The organism is Streptomyces apricus (assembly GCF_008369065.1).
In the GTDB taxonomy this organism is placed as follows: Bacteria; Actinomycetota; Actinomycetes; order Streptomycetales; family Streptomycetaceae; genus Streptomyces; species Streptomyces apricus.
In genome coordinates, this window is record NZ_VDFC01000046.1 from 342,800 (window position 1) to 365,866 (window position 23,067).

Genomic DNA, 23,067 nt, shown 5'->3' on the forward strand with positions numbered 1-23,067 from the left:
CCCAGGGGGCGACGGTGTCGTCGGGGCCGTGCAGGACGAGCGTCGGCACCGTCAGCCGCGCCGCCGGGTCGGCGGCGCTGCGCAGGCCCTCGGTGCCGAGTCCCGTACGGCCCTGGGCGGCGCGCACGGCCAGCGGCAGCAGCGGGCCGGGGGTGCGGCGGGCGGTGGCGAGGGCGCGCAGCGTGGTCTCCCAGTCGAGGACCGGCGAGTCCAGGACGAGCCCGGAGATCCGGTCGCGCCGCGCGGAGCGCTCGGCGGTGCGCAGCGCCATGGTGGCGCCGGTGGACCAGCCGTGCAGGACGACGCTCTTGGCGCCGTGCCGCACGGCGAAGCGGACGGCCGCGTCCAGGTCGTGCCACTCGGTCTCGCCGAGGTGGTGCAGTCCGCCCCGGGAGCGGGGCGCCCCGGTGTCCCCGCGGTAGGAGAGCGCGAGGACGGGGAGCTCCAGGCCGTTCAGGAACCGCATGACGTTCATGGGGTGTTCGCGGGTGGCGCCGAGGCCGTGCGCGGTGATCACCCAGACGTCGCGGGAGGCGGGCACGAGCCACGCGGGCAGGGACCCCAGGTCGCCCGGAATCTCCACGTCGGTGTGGTCGAGCCCCAGGGCGGTGCCCGGGTCGCCGGTGTGCACGGCGGGGGTGAGCCGGACCTTGTCGCCCGGCTCCAGCGTGCCGCGGGTGACGCGCTCCAGCCGGCGCACCACCGTGTCGGCGGTGTGCGGGGCGCCGGTCAGGAGCGGGCCGACGACGGCGTGGCCGCGATCGCCGCTCAGCCCGTACACACCGGGGCGCAGCGAGGCGAGGGAGCGGGTCAGGGCGACCCGGCCGGCCGCCGTGGCGTGCACGGTGAGGAGCGGTTCGGTGGGCAGCGGCCGGCCCGGCTCCGCCTTGAGGGCGGCGTCACTGGCCAGACGGCCCGCCGCGACGCCGGCCGCGCCGGCTACGGCCACGGTGAGGGCGGTGGTGAGGGCTGCGGTGGTCGGCTTCACGGTGCGCACGGGTCCAGTCTCCTGAGCGAGCCGTCCGTCGGCCAGCGGAAGGACGGTGCGGCGGATGCGGTCGGGTCGGTGTCAGGGCTGGCCGTACCCCTTCAACCGTTCCCCCACTTCGGCCACTTGTGCCTCGGTCAGCAGAGCGGGGGCGAGACCGGGGACGGACGAGGCGGTGAGCCATACGCGGCACATCCATTCGAGCTGGGCCGTGCGGTCGTAGGCCTGGTCGAGGGTGGCGCCGTGGGCGAGGGTCCCGTGGTTGCGCAGCAGACAGGCGGTGCGGTCGCGCAGGGCCCCGAGCATGTTCTCGGCCAACTTCTGCGTGCCGTAGGCGGCGTAGGGCGCGACGCGGACCGGTCCGCCGAGGGCGGCCGCCATGTAGTGGACGAGCGGCAGCTCGGTGACGAGGGTGGAGACGGCCGTGGCGTGCACGGCGTGGGTGTGCACGACGGCGCGGGCGCCGGTGGAGCGGTAGACGGCGAGGTGCATGGGCAGTTCGCTCGTCGGGACGAGCGACCCGAGCACGCGCCGGCCGTCGAGGGAGACCCCGCAGAGGTCCCCGGGCGTCAGCCGGTCGTAGGGGACCCCGCTCGGTGTGACCAGCACGGTGTCGTCCACGCGCACGGACACGTTGCCGGACGTGCCCACGACCAGGCCGTCGGCCACCGTCCGGCGGGCCGTCGCCACGAGGTCCTCCCACGCCCGTTCCAGCGACCGCGTCCGTGCCCGTTCGGCCCGGGGCCCGTCCGCCTCGCCCGCGTCCCGTCCGTCTCCCGCGTCCCGCCGCTGCTCAGCCATGCCGTGATCCTGTCAGCCGATCGCCGCTGCTCCGTTCGGGCGAGGTCACTGTAGGGCGGAACCCGAACGTCCGAAAGGTCATATACAAGGACAAAAACACCACCGACAGTGAATGACCGACGTGCGGCGGACTTCCGGGGGCCCTCTCGTACCCTCGGGGGGGATGTGTCGTGCACGTCGCCGTTCCGGGGGAAACATGGCTCGTGATCGCACACCGTCCCGTCAGCGCGTCCACCTCGTCGCCGCCTCCGTGGCGGCGCTGGCGCTCGGCGGCACCGCCCTCCTCGAAGTACCGGCATCGGCCGCGGCCGGGCCGAGAGGGCACGACGTCTCCTCGCACCAGAAGAACGTGAACTGGTCGGGCGCCCGGAGCAAGGGCGCCAGGTTCGTCTACGTGAAGGCGACCGAGTCGCTCACGTACCGCAATCCGTACTACAAACAGCAGTACAACGGCGCGCGCAACGCGGGCATCATCCGCGGCGCCTACCACTTCGCGCTGCCGAACCGGTCCTCGGGCACGAAGCAGGCCGCGTACTTCGTGCGCAACGGCGGCGGCTGGCGGGCGGACGGCTGGACCCTGCCGCCGGCGCTGGACATCGAGTACAACCCGTACGACAAGAAGAAGAAGTGCTACGGGCTGAGCAGGAGCGCGATGGTCGGCTGGATCAGGGCCTTCAGCAACGAGGTGCGGCGGCAGACCGGACGCCGACCCGTCATCTACACCAATCACAACTGGTGGAAGGCGTGCACGGGCAACAGCGCCGCCTTCGCCTCGAACCATGCGCTGTGGCTGGCCCGCTACAGTGCGTCCCCGGGACCGCTGCCCGCGGGCTGGAAGTTCTGGACCTTCTGGCAGTACGACAACGGCGGCAGCCTCCCGGGTGACCAGAATCTCTTCAACGGCTCCCTGTCCCAGCTGAAGCGCTTCGCGAAGGGCTGACCGGAAGAGCGGAACCCGAAATTCCGGCTCTGTTCGAGCGTATGCACGCTCCGTTCGAGGACACGCGCCGCCACTTCGACACAAGCGGAGTGGCGGCAATCCGATCGGGTCACCGCACCGCCCGACTCAGTTCATCTTCCGTTCATCCAGGTTGCCTACGTTCACCGTGCCACTGACGTCCAACAGAAGCCTGGGTAAATGGAACACATCACGCTCCTCCTCGGAATCGTGATCGTCACCGCTCTCGTGTTCGATTTCACGAACGGTTTCCACGACACTGCCAACGCGATGGCGACGACCATCTCGACCGGCGCTCTCAAGCCCAAGACGGCGGTGGCCATGTCCGCCGTGCTGAACCTCGTCGGTGCGTTCCTCTCCGTGGAGGTCGCCAAGACGATCTCCGGGGGCCTCATCAACGAGGAGGGGATCCGCACCGAAGTGATCTTCGCGGCGCTCGTCGGCGCCATTCTGTGGAATCTGCTGACCTGGCTCCTGGGTCTGCCCTCCAGCTCCTCCCACGCGCTCTTCGGCGGCCTCATCGGCGCCGCGGTGATGTCGGCGGGCTGGTCGTCGGTGAACGGCTCGACCGTCATCACCAAGGTCCTCATCCCCGCGGTCGCCGCCCCCGTGGTGGCCGGCATCGCCGCGATGCTCGCCACCCGGCTGACGTACCGCATCAGCCGGCAGGCCGGTGAGAAGGCGACCTCCAAGGGCTACCGCGCGGGCCAGATCACCTCCGCGGGCCTGGTCTCGCTCGCCCACGGCACGAACGACGCGCAGAAGACCATGGGCATCATCACCCTGGCCCTGGTCACCGGCGGGGTGCTCGCGCCCGGCGCCAACCCTCCCCTGTGGGTCATCGTCTCGGCCGGTGTCGCCATCGCGCTCGGCACCTACCTGGGCGGCTGGCGCATCATCCGCACCATGGGCAAGGGCCTCACCGACCTCGCGCCGCCGCAGGGCTTCGCCGCCCAGACCAGCGCCGCGACGGTCATCCTGGCCTCCTCGCACCTGGGCTTCTCCCTCTCCACCACCCAGTCCTGCTCCGGCGCCGTGATGGGCTCCGGGCTCGGCCGCAAGGGCGGTGTCGTCCGCTGGTCGACCGCGACCCGCATGTTCGTCGCCTGGGGCCTCACGCTCCCGGCGGCCGGTCTGGTCGGCGCGGGCGCCGAGTTCCTCACCAAGCAGGGCACGTGGGGCATCATCCTCACCGGCGCGCTGCTCATCGCCGGCTCCGCGGTCATCTGGACGCTGTCCCGCCGCCAGCCGGTCACCGTCGACAACGTCAACGACGACCACGAGCCCGCCGGCGTCGTCACCACCGCGATCGCCGCCGTCACGCCGCCGCCCGCGGGCCCCGTCGCGGGCGACGACCTGAAGACCACCATCCCGGGCCCGGACGCCGAGCCCGCCCGTCCGGCCACGGTGTAAGGAACGCACACATGAAGATCGACTGGGCAGCCCTCGGCTCCGTGTTCGGAGTCAGCCTCATCGCCACCGTCGCCCTCGTGGGTCTCTTCACCCTCGGCATCGTCGGCCTCTCCAAGCGCGAGACGGCCTCCGCGCAGGGCGACTCCGCGACCCTCGCGGTCACGGGCGCGTACGCCTGCTTCGCCGCCTGCGCGGCGGCCGTGGCGTACGGCATCTACCTGATCGTCGCCTGACACCCGCGGCACGCCCGTTCAGCGCGGCACGGCCCCGTCGACCTCCTGGTGGGCGGGGCCGTGCCGCGTCCCCGTGTGGGCCTCAGCACACTCCTCCTTCGCAGGTCAACGGCAAGTTGACGCGTGTTCTCGGGGCGTGGTGGACTGCCGGGGCCATGTACGACGGCAGGAGAGGAAGCCGGTGAGAATCCGGCGCGGTCCCGCCACTGTTACCGGGGAGTCCGTCCCCGGGAGCCAGGAACTCTCGTCGTCGGTCTCGTCGAACCAGGGCGTGGACACCCTGAGTGAGGACATATCGCCATGCGCGGCCGCGTGTTGTGGACCACTGCGCCCCCTACCAGGGTGCCGGGTACGAGAGTTCCGCCCCACGTAGCGGCGGGCTGAACCATGCGTGCCGATCGCGTCTTCGCGTACGGCGCCGCCGCCGGTCTCCTCGGTGACCTGCTGCTCGGCGATCCCCGCCGAGGGCACCCGGTCGCCGCGTTCGGCCGGGCCGCGGGCGCCGTGGAACGGGTCCTGTGGCGCGACCACCGCGGGTGGGGCGCCCTGCACACCGCCGTGTGCGCGGGCGGCGCCGTCGCCCTCGCCGTGGCCGCCGGACGCCGTGTCCGCACCTCCCCCGCCGCCTCCGTCGCGCTGACCGCCGCCGCCACCTGGGCCGTCGTCGGGGGGACCTCGCTGGGGCGCGAGGCCCGGGCCGTCGGCGGCGCGCTGGCCGCCGGGGACGTCGACGCCGCCCGGGAGCGGCTGCCGCACCTGTGCGGACGCGACCCGCAGGCGCTGGACGCCGACGGGATCGCCCGGGCCGTGGTCGAGTCGGTCGCCGAGAACACCTCCGACGCCGTCGTGGGCGCCCTGGTGTGGGGCGCGGTCGCGGGCGTGCCCGGCCTGGTCGGGTTCCGGGCCGTCAACACGCTGGACGCCATGGTCGGCCACAAGTCGCCCCGCTACCGGCGGTACGGCTGGGCCTCCGCCCGGCTCGACGACGTCGCCGGGTGGCCCGGGGCACGGCTGACGGCCGTCCTCGCGGCCGTCGCCGGCGGTGATCCGCGCGGGGCCGTCCGCGCCTGGCGTGCGGACGCCGGGAAGCATCCGAGTCCCAACGCCGGGCCCGTCGAGGCCTCCTTCGCGGGCGCGCTCGGGGTACGGCTGGGCGGGACGCTCTCCTACGCGGGACGGGTCGAGCACCGGCCCGTGCTCAACGGCTCCGGGCGGGCCGTGCGCGTCGCGGACATCGAGCGGGCCGTCCGCCTCTCCCGGCGGGTGGGCCTGCTCGCCCTGGCCGTGAGTGCCGCCGGCCGCCTGCTCGTCACCTCGCTCGCCGGGAAAGGACGTACGCCATGAAGCGCGGGCCGGGCGGAGGGCTGCTCGTCGCCGGGACCACCTCCGACGCGGGCAAGAGCGTCGTGACCGCCGGGATCTGCCGGTGGCTGGTGCGGCAGGGCGTGAAGGTGGCGCCCTTCAAGGCGCAGAACATGTCGCTGAACTCGTTCGTGACGCGGGAGGGCGCCGAGATCGGGCGCGCGCAGGCCATGCAGGCGCAGGCCGCCCGGGTGGAGCCCACCGCGCTCATGAACCCCGTGCTGCTCAAGCCGGGCAGCGACCGCAGCAGCCAGGTCGTCCTGATGGGCAGGCCGGTGGGCGAGATGAGTGCGCGCGGCTACCACGGCGGACGCCAGGAGGCGCTGCTCGGGACCGTCCTGGACTGCCTGGCCGAGTTGCGGGGCACGTATGACGCGGTGATCTGTGAGGGGGCCGGCAGTCCCGCCGAGATCAACCTGCGGCGGACGGACATCGTGAACATGGGGATCGCGCGCACCGCGCGACTGCCCGTGCTCGTCGTCGGCGACATCGACCGCGGCGGGGTCTTCGCCTCCTTCTTCGGGACGGTGGCGCTGCTCTCGCGCGAGGACCAGGAGTTCGTCGCCGGGTTCCTGGTCAACAAGTTCCGCGGGGACGTCTCCCTGCTCGAACCGGGCCTCGACATGCTGCGCGGCCTCACCGGGCGGCACACCTACGGCGTGCTGCCGTACCGGCAGGGGCTCGGCATCGACGAGGAGGACGGGATGGCGGTGTCGCTGCGCGCCCCGGTGCGCGAGTCCGAGGTGTCCGCGCCCGTCGGCGAGGACATCCTGCGGGTCGCCGTCTGCGCGGTCCCGCTGATGTCCAACTTCACCGACCTGGACGCGCTCGCCGCCGAACCGGGTGTCGTCGTGCGGTTCGTGGACCGGGCCGAGGAGCTGGCCGACGCCGACCTGGTCGTCGTGCCCGGCACCCGCGGCACGGTCCGGGCCCTGGAGTGGCTGCGGCGGCGCGGCCTCGCCGACGCCCTGCTGCGCCGGGCCGTCGAGGGGCGGCCCGTGCTGGGTATCTGCGGCGGCTTCCAGCTCCTCGGCGAGCACATCGACGACGAGGTCGAGTCGAGGGCCGGCGCCGTCGACGGGCTCGGGCTCCTGCCCGTGCGCGTGCGGTTCGCGCGGGAGAAGACCCTCGCCCGGCCCGTCGGCACGGCCCTCGGCGAACCCGTCGAGGGGTACGAGATCCACCACGGGGTCGCCGAGGTGACCGGCGGCACCCCCTTCCTGGACGGCTGCCGGGTCGGCCAGGTCTGGGGCACGCACTGGCACGGCTCCCTGGAGTCGGACGGCTTCCGGCGTGCCTTCCTGCGCGAGGTGGCCGCCGCCGCGGGGCGCCGCTTCGTACCGGCCCCCGGCACGTCGTTCGCCGGGCTGCGCGAGGCGCAGCTGGACCGGCTCGGCGATCTGATCGAGGAACACGTGGACACGGACGCGCTGTGGCGGCTCATCGAGTCCGGCGCGCCGACAGGACTGCCTTTCATCCCACCGGGAGCGCCCGCATGAGCACAGTGTTGTTGTTGTCGACCGCCGACACGGACCTGCTGGCGGCCCGTGCCTCCGGCGCCGCCTACCGGATCGGCAATCCGACCCGCGTGGACGTCACGCAGGAGCTGCCCGCGCTGGTGGCGGGCGCGGACCTCGCGGTCGTCCGGCTGCTCGGCGGCAAGCGCGCCTGGGAGGACGGGCTCGCCTTCCTCAAGGCGTCCGGCATCCCGACCGTGCTGCTCGGCGGCGAGGCCGTGCCCGACGCGGAGCTGATGGCCGAGTCGTCCGTACCCGCCGGCGTGGTCGCGGAGGCGCTGCGCTACCTCGTCGAGGGCGGCCCGGAGAACCTGGCCGAGCTGACCCGCTTCCTCTCCGACACCGTGCTGGTCACCGGCGAGGGCTTCGATGCGCCGCGGCGGATGCCGGAGTTCGGCGTCCACGGCGAGCCGGTGGCCGACCCGGACCGCCCGACCGTCGCCGTGCTCTACTACCGCGCCCACGAGCTGAGCGGCAACACCGCCTTCGTGGACACCCTCTGCGCGGCGATCGAGGCCCAGGGCGCCAACGCCCTGCCCGTGTACAGCGGTTCGCTGCGCGGCGCCGGACCCGACCTGTACGCGCTGCTCGACGGCGCGGACGCGCTGATCACCACCGTCCTCGCCTCCGGCGGCACGCACGCCTCCGAGGCGTCCGCGGGCGGCGACGAGGAGGCGTGGGACATCAGCGCCCTCCAGAGCCTCGACATCCCCTTCCTGCAGGGGCTGTGCCTGACGACGTCGAAGGCGGCCTGGGAGGCCTCCGACGCCGCCCTGTCCCCCATGGACGCGGCGATGCAGGTCGCCATCCCCGAGTTCGACGGACGGCTGATCACGGTCCCGTTCTCCTTCAAGGAGCAGGGCCCCGACGACGTGCCGGTGTACGTCGCCGACCCCGAGCGGGCCGCGCGCGTCGCCGGGATCGCCGTGCGCCACGCCCGGCTGCGCCACAAGCCGAACGCCGAGAAGAAGCTCGCGGTCGTCTTCACCGCCTACCCGACCAAGCACTCCCGGGTCGGCAACGCGGTCGGCCTGGACACCCCCGCCTCGGCGGTCCGGCTCCTGGACGCGCTGCGGGACGCCGGATACGCCGTCGAGGGCTACCCGGACAACGGCGACGAGCTGATCCACCGGCTCATCGAGGCCGGCGGCCACGACGTCGAGTGGCTCACCGAGGACCAGCTCGCCGCCGCCCCCGCCCGCGTACCGCTGGCCGACTACCGGGCCTGGTTCGACCGGCTCGACCCCGCGCTGCGCGAGGGCATGCTGGAGGCGTGGGGCGAGCCGCCGGGCTCCCTGTACGTGGACGGCGACGACATCGTGCTGGCGTCCCTGCAGTTCGGGAACGTCGTCGTGATGATCCAGCCGCCGCGCGGCTTCGGCGAGAACCCCATCGCGATCTACCACGACCCCGACATGCCGCCCTCGCACCACTACATGGCGGCCTACCGCTGGCTGGAGAACGCCACGGCACAGGGCGGCTTCGGCGCGGACGCGATCGTGCACATGGGCAAGCACGGCACGATGGAGTGGCTGCCCGGCAAGGGCCTCGGCCTCAGCGGCGGCTGCGCGCCCGACGCGGTCCTCGGCAACCTGCCGCTGGTCTACCCCTTCATCGTCAACGACCCCGGCGAGGGCACCCAGGCCAAGCGCCGCGGGCACGCCACGATCGTCGACCACCTGGTGCCGCCGATGGCCCGCGCGGACACCTACGGCGACCTCGCGAAGCTGGAGCAGCTCCTCGACGAGTACGCGCTGGTGTCCGACCTGGACCCGGCGAAGGCGCCGGCCGTGCGCGCCCAGATCTGGACGCTGGTGAAGGCCGCCGAGCTCCACCACGACCTGCACGTCGACGAGCAGCCGGACGACGGCGCGTTCGACGAGTTCGTGATGCACATCGACGGCTACCTGTGCGAGATCAAGGACGTGCAGATCCGCGACGGGCTGCACATCCTCGGCGGCGGCCCCGAGGCCGAGGCGCGGGTGAACCTCGTGCTGGCCGTGCTGCGCGCCTCGCAGGTGTGGGGCGGCGCGGCGAACGCGCTGCCGGGCCTGCGGGCCTGTCTCGCCGAGCACTTCGGCCTGGTGGAGAAGGAGCTGCTGGCCGAGCCCGGCGCGCCGCTGAAGGTGCCGGTGGAGCTGAGCGACCTGGTGGCCGGGCCCGCGCGGACGGCCGCCGACGCGGTCGACCTGCTGGAGCAGCTGTGCCGGCGGGTCGCGGAGGGCATGGAGGAGCGCGGCTGGGACGCCGCGGCCGTGCCCGCGCTCGTGCGCGAGGTGCTGGGCACCGAACTCCCCGACGCCGTCGCGGTGCTGGAGTTCGCGTGCCGGGAGGTGGTGCCGCGCCTGGCCCGCACGACGGACGAGATCGACCACATCCTGCACGCCCTGGAGGGCGGTTACATCCCCTCGGGGCCCTCGGGCTCGCCGACGCGCGGACTCGTCAACGTCCTGCCGACCGGCCGCAACTTCTACTCCGTCGACCCCAAGGCCATCCCGTCCCGGCTGAGCTGGGAGGTCGGGCAGGCGCTCGCCGACTCGCTCGTGCAGCGCTACCTCCAGGACACCGGCGCGTACCCGAAGTCCGTGGGGCTCACCGTGTGGGGCACCTCCGCCATGCGCACCCAGGGCGACGACATCGCGGAGATCCTGGCGCTGCTGGGCTGCCGGCCCGTGTGGGACGACGCCTCGCGGCGCGTCACCGGCTTCGAGGTCGTGGGCCTTGAGGAGCTGGGCCGGCCGCGCATCGACGTCACGGTCCGCATCTCCGGCTTCTTCCGCGACGCCTTCCCGCACGTGATCGGGCTGCTGGACGACGCGGTGCGGGCGGTGGCCGAGCTGGACGAGCCCGCCGACCTCAACTACGTGCGCGCGCACGCCGACGAGGACACCGCCGAGCACGGCGACCGGCGGCGCGCGACGGCCCGTATCTTCGGCTCGAAGCCCGGCGCGTACGGGGCGGGCCTGCTCCCCCTCATCGACGCGCGCAACTGGCGCTCGGACGCCGACCTCGCCGAGGTGTACGCGGTCTGGGGCGGCTACGCATACGGGCAGGGGCTCGAAGGGCGGGCCGCGCGCGGCGACATGGAGACCGCGTTCCGGCGGATCGCCGTCGCGGCGAAGAACGTCGACACCCGCGAGCACGACCTCGTCGACGCCGACGACTACTTCCAGTACCACGGCGGCATGGTCGCCATGGTGCGCCACCTGACGGGCACCAGCCCCGAGGCGTACGTCGGCGACTCGGCCGTGCCCAGCCAGATCAAGACCCGCACGCTCGGCGAGGAGACCCACCGGGTGTTCCGCGCCCGGGTGGTCAACCCGCGCTGGATGGCGGCGATGCGGCGGCACGGCTACAAGGGCGCCTTCGAGATGGCGGCCACCGTCGACTACCTCTTCGGCTACGACGCCACGGCCGGCGTCGTCGACGACTGGATGTACGAGAAGCTCAGCGCGGAGTACGTCTTCTCGCCGGAGAACCAGGAGTTCATGCGGAAGTCCAACCCCTGGGCCTTGCGCGGCATCACGGAACGGCTGTTGGAGGCGGCGGACCGCGGACTGTGGGCGGAGCCGGACCAGGAGACCCTGGACCGGCTCCGGGCAACCTACCTCGAACTTGAGGGAGATCTGGAGGGGGACGAGTGAACTCCGTCCGAACCCCCGCGTTGGCGGGGACCAAGTCATTCCACGCAGTGCCCACGGGTTCGACTTCGGATCATCCCCGCGTCAGCAGGGACTGCAGTCACAGCCTGACAGTCGGCGCAGCCGACAGCGCACAGTCTTCGCACCAGCCACTCGGAGGAGTGATTCCGGCGTGAGTACCCCGTTCCCGTTCACGGCCGTGGTCGGCCAGGACGACCTGCGGCTCGCGCTGCTGCTGAACGCGGTGTCCCCGGCCGTGGGCGGCGTGCTCGTCCGCGGCGAGAAGGGCACCGCCAAGTCCACGGCCGTGCGCGCCCTGTCGGCGCTGATGCCGCAGGTCGACGTCGTCGCGGGGTGCCGGTTCTCCTGCGCGCCGGACGCGCCCGACCCGGCGTGCCCGGACGGCCCGCACGAGGTGGGCCCGGGGGTCTCCCGGCCGGCCCGGATGGTCGAGCTGCCCGTCGGCGCCTCCGAGGACCGCCTGGTCGGCGCGCTCGACATCGAGCGGGCGCTCGCGGAGGGCGTGAAGGCCTTCGAGCCCGGCCTGCTGGCCGACGCCCACCGCGGCATCCTGTACGTGGACGAGGTCAACCTCCTCCACGACCACCTGGTCGACCTGCTGCTCGACGCGGCCGCGATGGGCGCCTCGTACGTGGAGCGCGAGGGCGTCTCCGTACGGCACGCCGCGCGGTTCCTGCTCGTCGGGACCATGAACCCCGAAGAGGGCGAGCTGCGGCCGCAGTTGCTCGACCGGTTCGGGCTGACCGTCGAGGTCGCGGCCTCGCGCGAGCCCGACCAGCGGGTGGAGGTCGTCCGGCGGCGGCTCGCGTACGACGACGACCCGGAGGGGTTCGCGGCGCGCTGGGCCGACGAGGAGTCGGCCGTACGGGCCCGGATCACGGCCGCGCGGGACCTGCTGCCCTCGGTGCGGCTCGGCGACGGCGCGCTGCGGCAGATCGCGGCGACCTGCGCGGCGTTCGAGGTGGACGGTATGCGGGCCGACATCGTGATGGCCAGGACCGCGACGGCGCTGGCCGCGTGGGCGGGGCGGACCGTGGTGCTGGCCGAGGACGTGCGACAGGCCGCGCTCCTCGCGCTGCCGCACCGGCGGCGGCGCAACCCGTTCGACGCGCCGGGCCTGGACGAGGACAAGCTCGACGAGACGCTGGAGGAGTTCGGGGGCGGGGACGACGGGGCGAGCGGCCCCGAGGGACGGGACGGTTCCGACGGTTCCGACGGCTCCGGTGACGACGAGCCCGACCCGGATCCGGACGGGCCCGGCGGTGGGCGGCCTCCGCAGGACGGGCCCGACGACGGCGGTGACGGCGGCGGTGACGGGAGCGACGCGGAGGGTTCCGGTGAGGTGCCCCCGCAGGGCGGGCCCGCCGGGCCGTCCGAGCCGTCCGAGTCCTCCGAGAACGGGCGGGCGCCGTCCCCCGGCGCCGGCGAGCAGTCCCCCGTACGGGCCGCCGAGCCCTTCCGCACGAAGGTGCTGAGCGTGCCGGGGCTGGGCGAGGGGGCCGCCGGGCGGCGCTCGCGGGCCCGGACCGAGCACGGCCGCACCACCGGGGCGCGCCGCCCGCGCGGCGCGCTCACCAAGCTGCACCTGGCCGCGACCGTGCAGGCCGCGGCCCCGCACCAGCGGGCCCGCGGGCGGTCCGGGCCCGGGCTCGTCGTCCGCCGGGACGACCTGCGGCAGGCCACCCGCGAGGGCCGCGAGGGCAACCTCGTGCTGTTCGTCGTGGACGCCTCCGGGTCGATGGCGGCCCGGCAGCGGATGAGCGCCGTGAAGGGCGCGGTGCTGTCCCTGCTCCTGGACGCCTACCAGCGGCGGGACAAGGTGGGGCTCGTGACCTTCCGCGGCTCCGCGGCCGAGGTGGCGCTGCCGCCCKCGTCGTCGGTCGACGCGGCCGCGGTGCGGCTGGAGTCGCTGCCCACCGGCGGGCGTACGCCGCTCGCGGCCGGGCTGCTGAAGGCGCACGACGTGCTGCGGGTGGAGCGGCTGCGCGATCCGGCGCGGCGCGCGCTGGTGGTGCTGGTGACGGACGGGCGGGCCACCGGCGGCCCCGAGCCGGTGGCGCTCGCCGGGCGGGCCGCCCGGCTGTTCGCCGCCGAGGGGATCGCCTCCGTGGTCGTCGACTGCGAGTCGGGGCCCGTACGGCTCGGGCTCGCGGGGCAGCTCGCGGGCGAGCTCGGCGGGACCGCGGTGACGCTCGACGAGCTGCGGGCCGACTCGATCGCCGGGCTGGTCAGGGACGTCCGGGGCAATCACCGGGGCGACAGCAGGAACGACGGCAGGAGGGCCGCGTAATGCCGCAGGGACAGCCGAGTGTCGTGCCCGAGGACGGGCTGACGACCCGTCAGCGGCGCAACCGGCCGCTCGTCGTCGTGCACACCGGGATCGGCAAGGGCAAGTCCACCGCCGCCTTCGGGCTCGCGCTGCGCGCCTGGAACCAGGGGTGGCCCATCGGGGTGTTCCAGTTCGTCAAGTCCGCGAAGTGGAAGGTCGGCGAGGAGAACGCGCTGCGCGTCCTCGGGGCCAGCGGCGAGGGCGGGTCCGTCGCCTGGCACAAGATGGGCGAGGGCTGGTCGTGGGTGCAGCGCGACGCGCAGCTCGACAACGAGGAGAAGGCCCGCGAGGGCTGGGAGCAGGTCAAGCGGGACCTCGCCGCCGAGACGTACAAGCTGTACGTGCTCGACGAGTTCGCGTACCCCATGCACTGGGGGTGGGTGGACGTCGACGAGGTGGTCGCCGTCCTGCGGGACCGGCCCGGGACCCAGCACGTCGTGATCACCGGGCGCAACGCTCCGGAGAAGCTCGTCGAAGCCGCCGACCTGGTGACCGACATGTCCAAGGTCAAGCACCCGATGGACGCCGGCCAGAAGGGGCAGAGGGGCATCGAGTGGTGATGTCCTCCGTCCCCCGGCTGGTCGTCGCCGCGCCCTCCTCGGGCAGCGGCAAGACCACCGTCGCCACCGGGCTGATGGCCGCGTTCGCCTCGCGGGGGCTCGCCGTGTCCCCGCACAAGGTGGGGCCCGACTACATCGACCCCGGGTACCACGCGCTCGCCACCGGGCGGGTGGGGCGCAACCTCGACGCGTACCTGTGCGGGGCGGAGCTGGTCGCGCCGCTGTTCGCGCACGGGGCGCGGGGGTGCGACCTCGCCGTCGTCGAGGGCGTGATGGGACTGTTCGACGGGGCCGCGGGGGAAGGGGAGCTGGCCTCCACCGCGCACGTGGCGAAGCTGCTGCGGGCGCCCGTGGTGCTGGTCGTCGACGCCTCCTCGCAGTCGCGGTCGGTGGCGGCGCTCGTGCACGGGTTCGCGTCCTGGGATCCGGAGGTGCGGATCGGCGGGGTGATCCTCAACAAGGTCGGGTCCGAGCGGCACGAGGCGTTGTTGCGGGAGGCGCTGGATCAGTCGGGGGTGGCCGTGCTGGGGGTTCTGCGGCGGGCTCCGCAGGTCGTCACGCCCTCGCGGCATCTGGGGCTGGTTCCTGTTGCCGAGCGGCGGGCTGACGCTGTCGAGGCTGTTGCGGCGATGGCTGCGCAGGTGCGGGAAGGGTGTGATCTGGAGGCGCTGCTCGCGTTGGCTCGCAGCGCCGGGGGCCTGGAGGGTGCGGCTTGGGATGCGGGTGAGGCGCTTGTTTCCTCGCCCCCGCCGCCCCTTCCCGTCCCGTCCCTGGGGGCTGCCGCCCCCAGACCCCCGCACCGGCCTGAACGGCCCCGTCCTCAAACGCCGGACGGGCTGAAAGAACAAGCCCCCGTCGTCGCCGTTGCCGGTGGGGCCGCCTTCAGTTTTTCCTATGCGGAGCAGGTCGAGTTGTTGCGGGGCGCCGGGGCGGATGTCGTGCTGTTCGATCCGTTGGAGGACGAGCAGGTGCCCGACGGGTTGGAGGCCGAGCAGTTGCCCGACGGGACGCGGGGGCTGGTGATCGGGGGCGGGTTTCCCGAGGTGTACGGGGCCGAGCTGTCCGCCAACGAGCCGTTGCGCAAGGCCGTGGCCGCGCTGGCCGGGAGCGGGGCGCCGGTCGCCGCCGAGTGCGCGGGGCTGCTCTACCTCSGCCGTGAGCTCGACTCGCTGCCGATGTGCGGGGTCCTCGACGTCTCGGCCCGGATGGACGAGCGGCTGACGCTCGGGTACCGGGACGCCGTGGCGGTGTCCGACAGCGTGCTGGCCGAGGCGGGCAGCCGGATGCGCGGGCACGAGTTCCACCGGACCGTCGTCGAGCCGGGCGCGGGGGCCGTCGCCGCCTGGGGGATGCGCACCCCGGTGCGGCGGCTCGAAGGTTTCGTACAGCAAGGTGTGCACGCGAGTTACCTGCACACGCATTGGGCGGCCGCTCCCGGCGTCGCCCGCCGGTTCGTGGAGAGGTGTGGCGCGGCATGAGCGACAACAGGCTGATCGGGGTCGGGGTCGGGCCCGGTGACCCGGAGCTCGTGACCGTCAAGGGCGTCAACCGGCTCCGGGCGGCGGCGATCGTCGTCGTGCCCGTGATGGCCGCGCCCGACGGGACGGACGGCGGTGAGCCCGGGCGCGCCGAAGCCACCGTGCTGCACTACGTGGAGCGGGAGAAGGTCGTCCGGGTCGTGTTCGCGCTCAACGAGCGCTCCGACCGGGGGCGCCGCGAGGCCGCCTGGGACGTCGCCGGCGAGCGGGTCGCCGAGCTGCTGCGCACGCACGGCAGCGTCGCCTTCGCCACCATCGGCGACCCGAACGTGTACTCGACGTTCACCTATCTCGCGCAGACCGTCCAGCGGCTGGTGCCGGGCACCCTCGTCGAGACCGTGCCCGGGATCACCGCCATGCAGGACCTCGCCGCCCGGTCCGGGGCCGTCCTGACCGAGGGGACCGAGCCGCTGACGCTGGTGCCCGTCACCGCCGGGTCCGGGGTCCTCAAGGACGCCCTGAACGGGCCCGGGACCGTCGTCGCGTACAAGTTCGGGCGGCAGGCGCAGGAGGTCGCGGCGGCGCTGCGGGAGACCGGCCGGCTCGACGACGCCGTGTGGGGGTCCGCGCTGGGCCTGCCCGAGGAGTCGATCAGCGGCGCCGCGGAACTGGACGGCGCCCCGCTGCCGTACCTCTCGACGCTCATCGCGCCCGCCCGGCGCGACGGCGGGCGCGGCGGCAAGCTGTGACCTTTGCCGGAGCCCCCTCGGGGGCGCTCTCACTCCGCGATGCCCACCACCAGCCAGATGAAGACCACTCCGGCGAGCGTGCAGAGAAGGGTGGAGCGCGCGGGGTGGTCGTGATGGGCTTCGGGGAGGATCTCGGCGGCCGCGAGGTAGAGGAGCGCGCCGCCGAAGAAGCCGAGATATCCGCCGAGCAGGTGTTCGGGGATCGTGAACAGCAGGGTCGAGGCGGCGCCCGCCAGGGGGGCCGCGGCGTCCGCGCAGAGCATCGCGACCGCCTTGCGGCGGGCGTTCCCGTACAGCGTCGTGAGCGTGTACGTGTTGAAGCCGTCCGCGAAGTCGTGGGCGATCACCGCGACCGCCACCGCGGCTCCCATGCCGCCGCCCACCTGGAAGGCCGCGCCGATCGCCACGCCGTCCATGGCGCTGTGGCCGACCATCGCGGCGGCGGCCGTCAGGCCCACCTCGGGCGTGCGGCCGTCGTGCGTGCCGCCGCCGTGCGAGGCCCGGCGCGCGGCCAGCAGGCGTTCGACCATGTGGGCGACGAGGAAACCGGCCACGAAGAGCAGCAGCGCGGCCGGTACGCCGAGGACCTCCCCGTCCGCCGCCTCCAGCGCCTCGGGCAGCAGGTCGAGGCCGACCACGCCCAGCATCAGGCCGCCGGCCAGGCCGAGTACGAGGTGGCGGCGGTCGGTGACGCGTTGCGCCGTCCAGCCGCCGGCCAGCGTCATGAGGAACGCGCCGAGCGCGACGAACACCGCCATGTGCCCTTGCTATCCGATCGACCCGCCTCCCCGCACGTCCGCCGCACTCCCGAGCCCTCGTGGCTTTCCGGAAAGGAACCGTCCCATGTCCGATGACCGCACCGGCAAGGTGACCTTCGTCGGGGCCGGTCCCGGCGCCGCAGACCTGCTGACCTTCCGTGCGGCCCGCGCGATCGCCGAGGCCGACGTCGTCATCTGGGCGGCCAGCCTGGTGCAGGCGGAGGTCCTGGAGCACGCCCGGACGGACGCGGAGGTCCTCGACTCGGCGACGATGTCGCTGGAGGACGTCGTCGCGGTGTACGAGCGGGCCGCCGCCGAGGGACTGCGGGTGGCCCGCATCCACTCGGGCGACCCCGCGCTGTGGGGCGGTACGCAGGAGCAGGTCGACCGGTGCGCGGAGATCGGCATCGCGACCGAGATCGTGCCGGGCGTCTCGTCCTTCTCGGCGGTGGCCGCGCTCGCGCWGCGCGAGCTGACCATCCCCGAGGTCGCGCAGTCCGTGATCCTCACCCGGCTCGGCGGCGGCAAGACGCCGATGCCGCCGGGCGAGGAGGTGCGGGAGTTCGCGCGGCACGGCACCACCATGGCCCTGTTCCTGTCGGCCGCCCGCAGCGGTCAGCTGGTACGGGAGCTGCTGGAGGGCGGCTACCCGACCTCCACCCCGGTCGTGGTGGCCTACCAGGCGACCTGGCCGGAGGAGCTGATCGTGCGGTGCACCATCGGCACGCTGGAGGAGACCGTCAAGGAGCACAAGCTCTGGAAGCACACGCTGTTCCTGGTCGGCCCGGCCCTGGAGGCGCGGGGCACGCGCTCGCACCTCTACCACCCGGGCCACTTCCACGGCTTCCGCAAGGCGGACCCCGAGGCGCGCAAGGCGCTGCGCACGCGGGGTGCCACCACGTGACCGGCAATGCGACCGACGGCGCGACCGGCGGCGCGATCACCGTCGTGGGTACGGGGACGGGGGCGCCCCTGCCCCCGGAGGCTGCGGCCGCGCTGGAGGGGGCGGGGCTCGTCGTGGGCGCCCGGCGCCATCTGGCCGCCGCCGCGCCTCCGGACACGGCCGAGCGCATCGTCCTGGGACCGCTGGCGCCCGCCCTGGACGCGATCGGGCGCCATCTGGAGAAGGCCGGGCCGCAGGAGGACGCCGCCGGCCCGGGGCAGGTGGTCGTGCTGGCCTCCGGGGACCCCGGGTTCTTCGGGATCGTACGGGCGCTCGCCGAGCGGTTCGGGGCCGGCCGGCTGACCGTCCACCCCGGGGTGTCGTCCGTCGCCACCGCCTTCGCGCGGGCCGGGCTGACCTGGGACGACGCGGTGGTGGTGAGCGCGCACGGACGTGATCCGCGCACCGCCGTGAACGTCTGCCGGGCGCATCCGAAGGTGGCCGTGCTGACCGGCCCCGGCTCGGGTCCGGCGGAGCTGGGCGCGGCCCTGTCGGGCTCCGGCGGCCGCGTCCTCGTGGTCGCGTCGGCGCTCGGGTCGGGCGACGCCGGGCAGCGGGAGCGGGTGGAGCGGGTCACACCCGCCGAGGCCGCCGCACGCGACTGGGGACCGGCGGTGAACGTCGTGCTGTGCCTCGACGAGTCGCGGGTCCTGTCCCCCGTGCGCACGGTCGCCGGTCCGCCGCCGGGTCCCTCCCGGTGGGCCCTGCCCGAGGACGCGTTCGCGCACCGGGACTCGATGATCACCAAGTTCGAGGTGCGGGCCCTGGCGCTGGCCCGGCTCGGACCGCGCCTCGGCGACCACGTGTGGGACGTCGGCGCGGGCTCCGGCTCGGTCGCGGTGGAGTGCGCGCGGTTCGGCGCCGCCGTGACCGCCGTGGAGAAGACCGGGGACGGCGTGGAGCGGGTCCGTGCCAACGCGGCCGCGCACGGCGTCGACGTGGCCGTCGTGCACGGGGCCGCGCCGGCCGTGCTGTCCGGCCTGGCCGACCCCGACGCCGTGTTCGTCGGCGGGGGCGGCCGGGAGCTGCCCGCCATCGTGACGGCCTGCGCGCGGCGGGCCCGGCGGTCGGTCGTCGTGGCGGTGGCCGCGCTCGACCGGGTGCCCGCCGTGCGGGCGGCGCTCGTGGCGGCCGGATTCGACTGCGAGGGCGTACTGCTGCAGTCGTCCCGCCTGGCGCCGCTGCCCGGGGACGTCACCCGGCTCGCGGCGGCCAACCCCGTGTTCCTGCTGTGGGGCGCCCGGCCCCAGCCGCCCGGCGACGTGCGCAGTGATGTCCGTAGTGATGAAGGAGTCTCCCAGTGATCGGCCTGATTTCCGCGACGGCAGCCGGAGCGGCGGGCGCCCGGCGGGTGGCCTCGGCCTGGCCCGGCCGTACCCGCGTCTACGAGGGCCCCGTGGGGGACGCCGTGCGGCGGGCGTTCGCGGAGTGCGAGCAGCTCGTGTGCTTCCTCGCCACGGGGGCCGTGGTGCGGCTCGTCGCGCCGCTGCTCGCCGACAAGGCGACCGACCCCGGGATCGTCTGCGTCGACGAGGGCGGCCGGTTCGCGGTGTCCCTGGTCGGCGGCCACGGCGGCGGGGCCAACGCACTCACCCACGAGGTCGGGGACCTGCTCGGCGCCGAGCCGGTCGTGACGACCGCCACCGACGCGGCCGGCGTACCGGGCCTCGACACGCTCGGGTTCCCGGTGGAGGGCGACGTGGCGGGGGTGTCACGGGCCCTGCTGGACGGGGGACCCGTCGCCCTGCACGCCGAGCTGGCCTGGCCGCTGCCGCCGCTCCCCGGCCTCTCCCCCACCCCGGCCGCCGAGGGCGCGTACGCGATCCGGGTGACCGACCGGGCCGTCGGGCCCGCCGCGCGCGAGGTCGTGCTGCGGCCGCCGTCGCTCGTCGTCGGCGTCGGGGCCTCCAAGGGGGCCCCGGTGGACGAGGTGCTGGGGCTCGTCGAGGACGCCCTGCGCGATGCCGGGCTCTCGGCGAAGTCCGTCGCCGAGCTGGCCACCGTCGACGCGAAGGCCGGCGAGCCCGGCATCCTCGGCGCCGCCGAACGGCTCGGGGTGCCCCTGGTGACGTACCCGGCCGCGGAACTGGCGGAGGTGGCCGTGCCGAACCCCTCGGACGCGCCGCTGGCCGCCGTCGGGACGCCCTCGGTCGCCGAGGCCGCGGCCCTCGTGCGCGGCGGCGAACTGCTGGTCCCCAAGCGGAAGTCGGCCGCGCGGCCCGCGATGGCCACCTGCGCCGTCGTACGCCGCCCCGCGCGCGGGCGGCTCGCGGTGGTCGGGCTCGGTCCCGGCGCCCGTGACCTGCTCACCCCCCGCGCCAAGGACGAGCTGCGGCGGGCCTCCGTGCTGGTGGGCCTCGACCAGTACGTCGACCAGATCCGCGACCTGCTCCGCCCCGGCACCCGCGTCCTGGAGTCGGGGCTCGGCGCCGAGGAGGAGCGGGCCCGCACGGCCGTGGCCGAGGCCCGGCGCGGACAGGCCGTCGCGCTCATCGGCAGCGGGGACGCGGGGGTGTACGCGATGGCGTCGCCCGCGCTCGCGGAGGCGTCCGACGACATCGACGTGGTCGGTGTCCCCGGGGTGACCGCCGCGCTCGCGGCCGGGGCGATCCTGGGCGCGCCGCTGGGCCACGACCACGTCTCGATCAGCCTCTCCGACCTGCACACGCCGTGGGAGGTCATCGAGCGCCGGGTGCGCGCGGCGGCCGAGGCCGACCTCGTGGTCACCTTCTACAACCCGCGCAGCCGGGGCCGGGACTGGCAGCTGCCCAAGGCGCTCGCGATCCTGGCCGGGCACCGGGAGCCGGCGACGCCGGTGGGAGTCGTGCGCAACGCCTCCCGGCCGGACGAGTCCAGCAGGATCACCACCCTCGCGGGTCTTGACCCCGCCACGGTCGACATGATGACGGTGGTGACCGTGGGCAACACGGCGACCCGTGAGATCGCCGGCCGCATGGTGACACCGCGCGGCTACCGCTGGCAGGAGGAGCCCCGGTGAGCCGTCCCGACCGCAGACACACCGTTCGCGGGACAACCGCCCCCGGGCCGCGGCGTCGCTCCACCCGGCTCGCGCACCCCGCCCCTACCGTTCCGCCCCTGAAGGAGAACCCGTGACCTGAAGGAGAACCCGTGACCACCCCCGCCCCCGCCCTGCTCATCGCCGGCCACGGCACCCGGGACGATGCCGGAGCCGAGGCGTTCCGCGACTTCGTCCGGGAACTGGGCCGCCGCAACCCCGGCCTGCCGGTGGCCGGCGGCTTCATCGAGCTCTCCCCGCCGCCGCTCGGCGACGCCGTGGCCGAGCTGGTCGGCCAGGGGGTGCGCCGGTTCGCCGCGGTCCCGCTGATGCTGGTGTCCGCCGGGCACGCCAAGGGCGACATCCCGGCGGCGTTGGCCCGCGAGAAGGAGCGGCACCCCGGCATCTCGTACACCTACGGCCGTCCGCTGGGCCCGCACCCCGCGCTGCTGACCGTGCTGGAGCGGCGGCTGGACCAGGCGCTGGGCGGTTCGGTGCGCACGCCCGAGGACCGGGCCGGGGTGACCGTGCTGCTCGTCGGGCGCGGCTCGACCGACCCGGACGCCAACGCCGAGGTCCACAAGGCGGCGCGGCTGCTGTGGGAGGGACGGGGTTACGCGGGCGTGGAGACGGCGTTCGTGTCGCTGGCCGCGCCGGACGTGCCGTCGGGCCTGGACCGCTGTGCGAAGCTCGGCGCGCGGCGGGTCGTCGTGCTGCCCTACTTCCTGTTCACCGGCATCCTCCCGGACCGGGTCCGGCAGCAGACCGAGGGCTGGGCGGCGGCGCACCCGGAGGTCGAGGTGCTCTCCGCCGACGTCATCGGACCCGAGCCCGAACTGCTCGACCTGGTGATGGAGCGCTACCGGGAGGCGATCGAGGGCGACCTGCGGATGAACTGCGACACCTGCGTCTACCGCATCGCGCTGCCGGGCTTCGAGGACAAGGTGGGGGCCGCGCAGCAGCCGCACTTCCACCCGGACGACGAGGGGCACCACCACGGTCACCACCACGGCCACGCGCACTCGCATGCGCACTGACAGCGGCGGGACCGCCCCCCGGGGCTCCGGCGGGCAGGCGCCGCCGGAGCCCCGGGGGCACGATCTGCGCCACCACGGGGACGCGGAGGTGCGGGACGACGGTTCGGCGCTGGTCGACCTCGCCGTGAACGTCCGGGCCGGCACTCCCCCCGACTGGCTGCGCGAGCACATCGCCGGGTCGCTGGGCGGGCTGGCCGCCTATCCGGACGGGCGGGCCGCGCGGGCCGCGGTCGCGGCGCGGCACGGGCTGCCGGTGGAGCGGGTGCTGCTCACGGCCGGGGCGGCCGAGGCGTTCGTGCTGCTCGCCCGTACGCCGTCGGTCCGCCGCCCGGTGGTGGTGCACCCGCAGTTCACCGAGCCGGAGGCGGCGCTGCGGGACGCGGGGCACCGGGTGGAGCAGGTGCTGCTCCGGCCCGAGGAGGGGTTCCGCCTGGACCCGTCGGCGGTTCCGGAGGACGCGGACCTGGTCGTGATCGGCAACCCCACCAATCCCACGTCGGTCCTCCATCCGGCCGGCCTGATCACCGCGCTGGCCCGCCCCGGGCGCACGCTGGTGGTCGACGAGGCGTTCATGGACGCGGTGCCGGGCGAACGGGAGGCCCTCGCCGGGCGCACCGACGTGCCGGGACTCGTGGTGCTGCGCAGCCTCACGAAGACGTGGGGGCTGGCGGGGCTGCGGATCGGGTACGTGCTGGCGGCGCCCGGGACGATCGCCGAACTGGAGCGGGGGCAGCCGCTGTGGCCGGTGTCCACGCCGGCGCTGGTCGCCGCGGAGGCGTGCATGGGCCCGCGGGCCCTGGCCGAGCAGGCGCGGGCCGCGGAGCGGGTGGCCGCGGACCGGGCCCATCTGGTGGCCGGGCTGGCGGAGTTCGCGTCCGACGGGGTGCGGGTCGCCGGGCCCGCCGAGGGGCCGTTCGTCCTGGTCGGCCTGCCCGGGGCGGCGGCCGTGCGTGCCCGGTTGCGGGGGCTGGGTTTCGCGGTGCGGCGCGGTGACACGTTTCCGGGGCTGGACGACACCTGGCTGCGGCTCGCGGTCCGCGACCGCGCGACGGTCAACCGCTTCCTCCAGGCCCTGGACCAGTCCTTGACCCTGACGGGCGGCTGACCCCTCCGGGGTCCTGGCGGACTACGGCTGCGGGCCGGTGGGGGTTGCTCGCGCAGTTCCCCGCGCCCCTTAAAAGCAGGGGCTACCGCCCCCGATGAAAGACCGGGGCGCAGCCCCGTCTTTCAGGGGCGCGGGGAACTGCGCGAGCAACCCCCACC

18 protein-coding genes and 1 riboswitch are annotated in these 23,067 nt (G+C 74.5%); of the genes, 15 read left to right on the forward strand and 3 right to left on the reverse strand.

Annotated elements, in window-relative coordinates:
* Together FGF04_RS21625 and FGF04_RS21630 are read right to left on the reverse strand one after the other, a co-directional pair.
* A partial coding sequence (locus FGF04_RS21625) for an alpha/beta hydrolase (RefSeq protein ID WP_149513759.1) occupies positions 1-997 on the reverse strand: 997 nt, incomplete at its 3' end.
* A 72-nt stretch (positions 998-1,069) separates the two neighbouring features.
* The gene (locus FGF04_RS21630; RefSeq protein ID WP_149512962.1) at positions 1,070-1,789 is read right to left on the reverse strand and encodes a class II aldolase/adducin family protein; all 720 of its coding nucleotides are present in this window, start codon (positions 1,787-1,789) and stop codon (positions 1,070-1,072) included.
* Between the two features lie 196 nt (positions 1,790-1,985).
* Between FGF04_RS21630 and FGF04_RS21635 the strand changes: the two genes are divergently transcribed.
* The 10 genes from FGF04_RS21635 (at position 1,986) to cobI (ending at position 16,050) form a co-directional block, all read left to right on the forward strand.
* Positions 1,986-2,729, forward strand: a complete 744-nt coding sequence (locus FGF04_RS21635) for a lysozyme (protein ID WP_149512963.1) — start codon at positions 1,986-1,988, stop codon at positions 2,727-2,729.
* A 198-nt stretch (positions 2,730-2,927) separates the two neighbouring features.
* Positions 2,928-4,160 carry an inorganic phosphate transporter gene (locus FGF04_RS21640; RefSeq protein WP_149512964.1) on the forward strand — a complete coding sequence of 411 codons (1,233 nt, stop codon included), beginning with the start codon at positions 2,928-2,930 and terminating at the stop codon, positions 4,158-4,160.
* Between the two features lie 11 nt (positions 4,161-4,171).
* A complete protein-coding gene (locus FGF04_RS21645) occupies positions 4,172-4,393 on the forward strand; it encodes a hypothetical protein (protein ID WP_149512965.1) in 222 nt (73 codons plus the stop codon).
* A 124-nt stretch (positions 4,394-4,517) separates the two neighbouring features.
* A riboswitch (cobalamin riboswitch) is annotated at positions 4,518-4,657 on the forward strand.
* Between the two features lie 123 nt (positions 4,658-4,780).
* Positions 4,781-5,737 carry a cobalamin biosynthesis protein gene (locus FGF04_RS21650; RefSeq protein ID WP_149512966.1) on the forward strand — a complete coding sequence of 319 codons (957 nt, stop codon included), beginning with the start codon at positions 4,781-4,783 and terminating at the stop codon, positions 5,735-5,737.
* On the forward strand, positions 5,734-7,254 hold the full coding sequence (locus tag FGF04_RS21655; protein ID WP_149512967.1) for a cobyric acid synthase: 1,521 nt from the start codon (positions 5,734-5,736) through the stop codon (positions 7,252-7,254). Before FGF04_RS21650 ends, FGF04_RS21655 begins: the two co-directional genes overlap by 4 nt.
* Positions 7,251-10,916 (forward strand): cobaltochelatase subunit CobN, encoded by a 3,666-nt coding sequence (cobN, locus tag FGF04_RS21660; RefSeq protein ID WP_149512968.1) that lies wholly within the window; start codon positions 7,251-7,253, stop codon positions 10,914-10,916. Before FGF04_RS21655 ends, cobN begins: the two co-directional genes overlap by 4 nt.
* A gap of 169 nt (positions 10,917-11,085) precedes the next feature.
* Complete coding sequence (locus FGF04_RS21665) at positions 11,086-13,224, forward strand: putative cobaltochelatase (RefSeq protein WP_149512969.1); 2,139 nt, start codon at positions 11,086-11,088, stop codon at positions 13,222-13,224.
* Entirely contained in the window at positions 13,224-13,823 is a 600-nt protein-coding gene (gene cobO, locus FGF04_RS21670) for a cob(I)yrinic acid a,c-diamide adenosyltransferase (RefSeq protein WP_149512970.1), read from the forward strand. The genes FGF04_RS21665 and cobO overlap by 1 nt, the downstream gene beginning before the upstream one ends.
* Positions 13,823-15,301, forward strand: a complete 1,479-nt coding sequence (locus FGF04_RS21675) for a cobyrinate a,c-diamide synthase (protein WP_149512971.1) — start codon at positions 13,823-13,825, stop codon at positions 15,299-15,301. Before cobO ends, FGF04_RS21675 begins: the two co-directional genes overlap by 1 nt.
* Positions 15,298-16,050: a precorrin-2 C(20)-methyltransferase gene (gene cobI, locus FGF04_RS21680; RefSeq protein ID WP_149512972.1), complete on the forward strand. Its 753-nt coding sequence runs from the start codon at positions 15,298-15,300 to the stop codon at positions 16,048-16,050. Before FGF04_RS21675 ends, cobI begins: the two co-directional genes overlap by 4 nt.
* A gap of 29 nt (positions 16,051-16,079) precedes the next feature.
* Here cobI and FGF04_RS21685 read toward each other — a convergent pair whose 3' ends face one another.
* Entirely contained in the window at positions 16,080-16,808 is a 729-nt protein-coding gene (locus FGF04_RS21685; RefSeq protein WP_149512973.1) for a ZIP family metal transporter, read from the reverse strand.
* A gap of 85 nt (positions 16,809-16,893) precedes the next feature.
* Here FGF04_RS21685 and cobM point away from each other — a divergent pair, with 85 nt between their 5' ends.
* The 5 genes from cobM to cobC all read left to right on the forward strand — a co-directional run bounded on the left by cobM (position 16,894) and on the right by cobC (position 22,909).
* A complete protein-coding gene (cobM, locus tag FGF04_RS21690) occupies positions 16,894-17,712 on the forward strand; it encodes a precorrin-4 C(11)-methyltransferase (protein WP_149512974.1) in 819 nt (272 codons plus the stop codon).
* Positions 17,709-19,055 (forward strand): precorrin-6y C5,15-methyltransferase (decarboxylating) subunit CbiE, encoded by a 1,347-nt coding sequence (gene cbiE, locus FGF04_RS21695; protein WP_235882431.1) that lies wholly within the window; start codon positions 17,709-17,711, stop codon positions 19,053-19,055. The genes cobM and cbiE overlap by 4 nt, the downstream gene beginning before the upstream one ends.
* Positions 19,052-20,749 (forward strand): precorrin-3B C(17)-methyltransferase, encoded by a 1,698-nt coding sequence (gene cobJ / locus FGF04_RS21700; RefSeq protein WP_149512975.1) that lies wholly within the window; start codon positions 19,052-19,054, stop codon positions 20,747-20,749. The genes cbiE and cobJ overlap by 4 nt, the downstream gene beginning before the upstream one ends.
* Before the next feature lie 131 nt (positions 20,750-20,880).
* On the forward strand, positions 20,881-21,804 hold the full coding sequence (locus tag FGF04_RS21705) for a sirohydrochlorin chelatase (protein ID WP_149512976.1): 924 nt from the start codon (positions 20,881-20,883) through the stop codon (positions 21,802-21,804).
* A complete protein-coding gene (cobC, locus tag FGF04_RS21710) occupies positions 21,794-22,909 on the forward strand; it encodes an Rv2231c family pyridoxal phosphate-dependent protein CobC (RefSeq protein WP_149512977.1) in 1,116 nt (371 codons plus the stop codon). Before FGF04_RS21705 ends, cobC begins: the two co-directional genes overlap by 11 nt.
* Positions 22,910-23,067: the final 158 nt, after the last annotated feature.

What these genes read in the sequence shown, in the direction of transcription:
- cobN (WP_149512968.1), top strand. Translation starts at nt 7,251, where the DNA reads ATGAGCACAGTGTTGTTGTTGTCGACCGCCGACACGGACCTGCTGGCG.
- FGF04_RS21685 (WP_149512973.1), bottom strand. Translation starts at nt 16,808, where the DNA reads ATGGCGGTGTTCGTCGCGCTCGGCGCGTTCCTCATGACGCTGGCCGGC.
- FGF04_RS21630 (WP_149512962.1), bottom strand. Translation starts at nt 1,789, where the DNA reads ATGGCTGAGCAGCGGCGGGACGCGGGAGACGGACGGGACGCGGGCGAG.
- cobC (WP_149512977.1), top strand. Translation starts at nt 21,794, where the DNA reads ATGCGCACTGACAGCGGCGGGACCGCCCCCCGGGGCTCCGGCGGGCAG.
- cobI (WP_149512972.1), top strand. Translation starts at nt 15,298, where the DNA reads ATGAGCGACAACAGGCTGATCGGGGTCGGGGTCGGGCCCGGTGACCCG.
- FGF04_RS21640 (WP_149512964.1), top strand. Translation starts at nt 2,928, where the DNA reads ATGGAACACATCACGCTCCTCCTCGGAATCGTGATCGTCACCGCTCTC.
- FGF04_RS21635 (WP_149512963.1), top strand. Translation starts at nt 1,986, where the DNA reads ATGGCTCGTGATCGCACACCGTCCCGTCAGCGCGTCCACCTCGTCGCC.
- cobO (WP_149512970.1), top strand. Translation starts at nt 13,224, where the DNA reads ATGCCGCAGGGACAGCCGAGTGTCGTGCCCGAGGACGGGCTGACGACC.
- FGF04_RS21655 (WP_149512967.1), top strand. Translation starts at nt 5,734, where the DNA reads ATGAAGCGCGGGCCGGGCGGAGGGCTGCTCGTCGCCGGGACCACCTCC.
- FGF04_RS21645 (WP_149512965.1), top strand. Translation starts at nt 4,172, where the DNA reads ATGAAGATCGACTGGGCAGCCCTCGGCTCCGTGTTCGGAGTCAGCCTC.
- FGF04_RS21650 (WP_149512966.1), top strand. Translation starts at nt 4,781, where the DNA reads ATGCGTGCCGATCGCGTCTTCGCGTACGGCGCCGCCGCCGGTCTCCTC.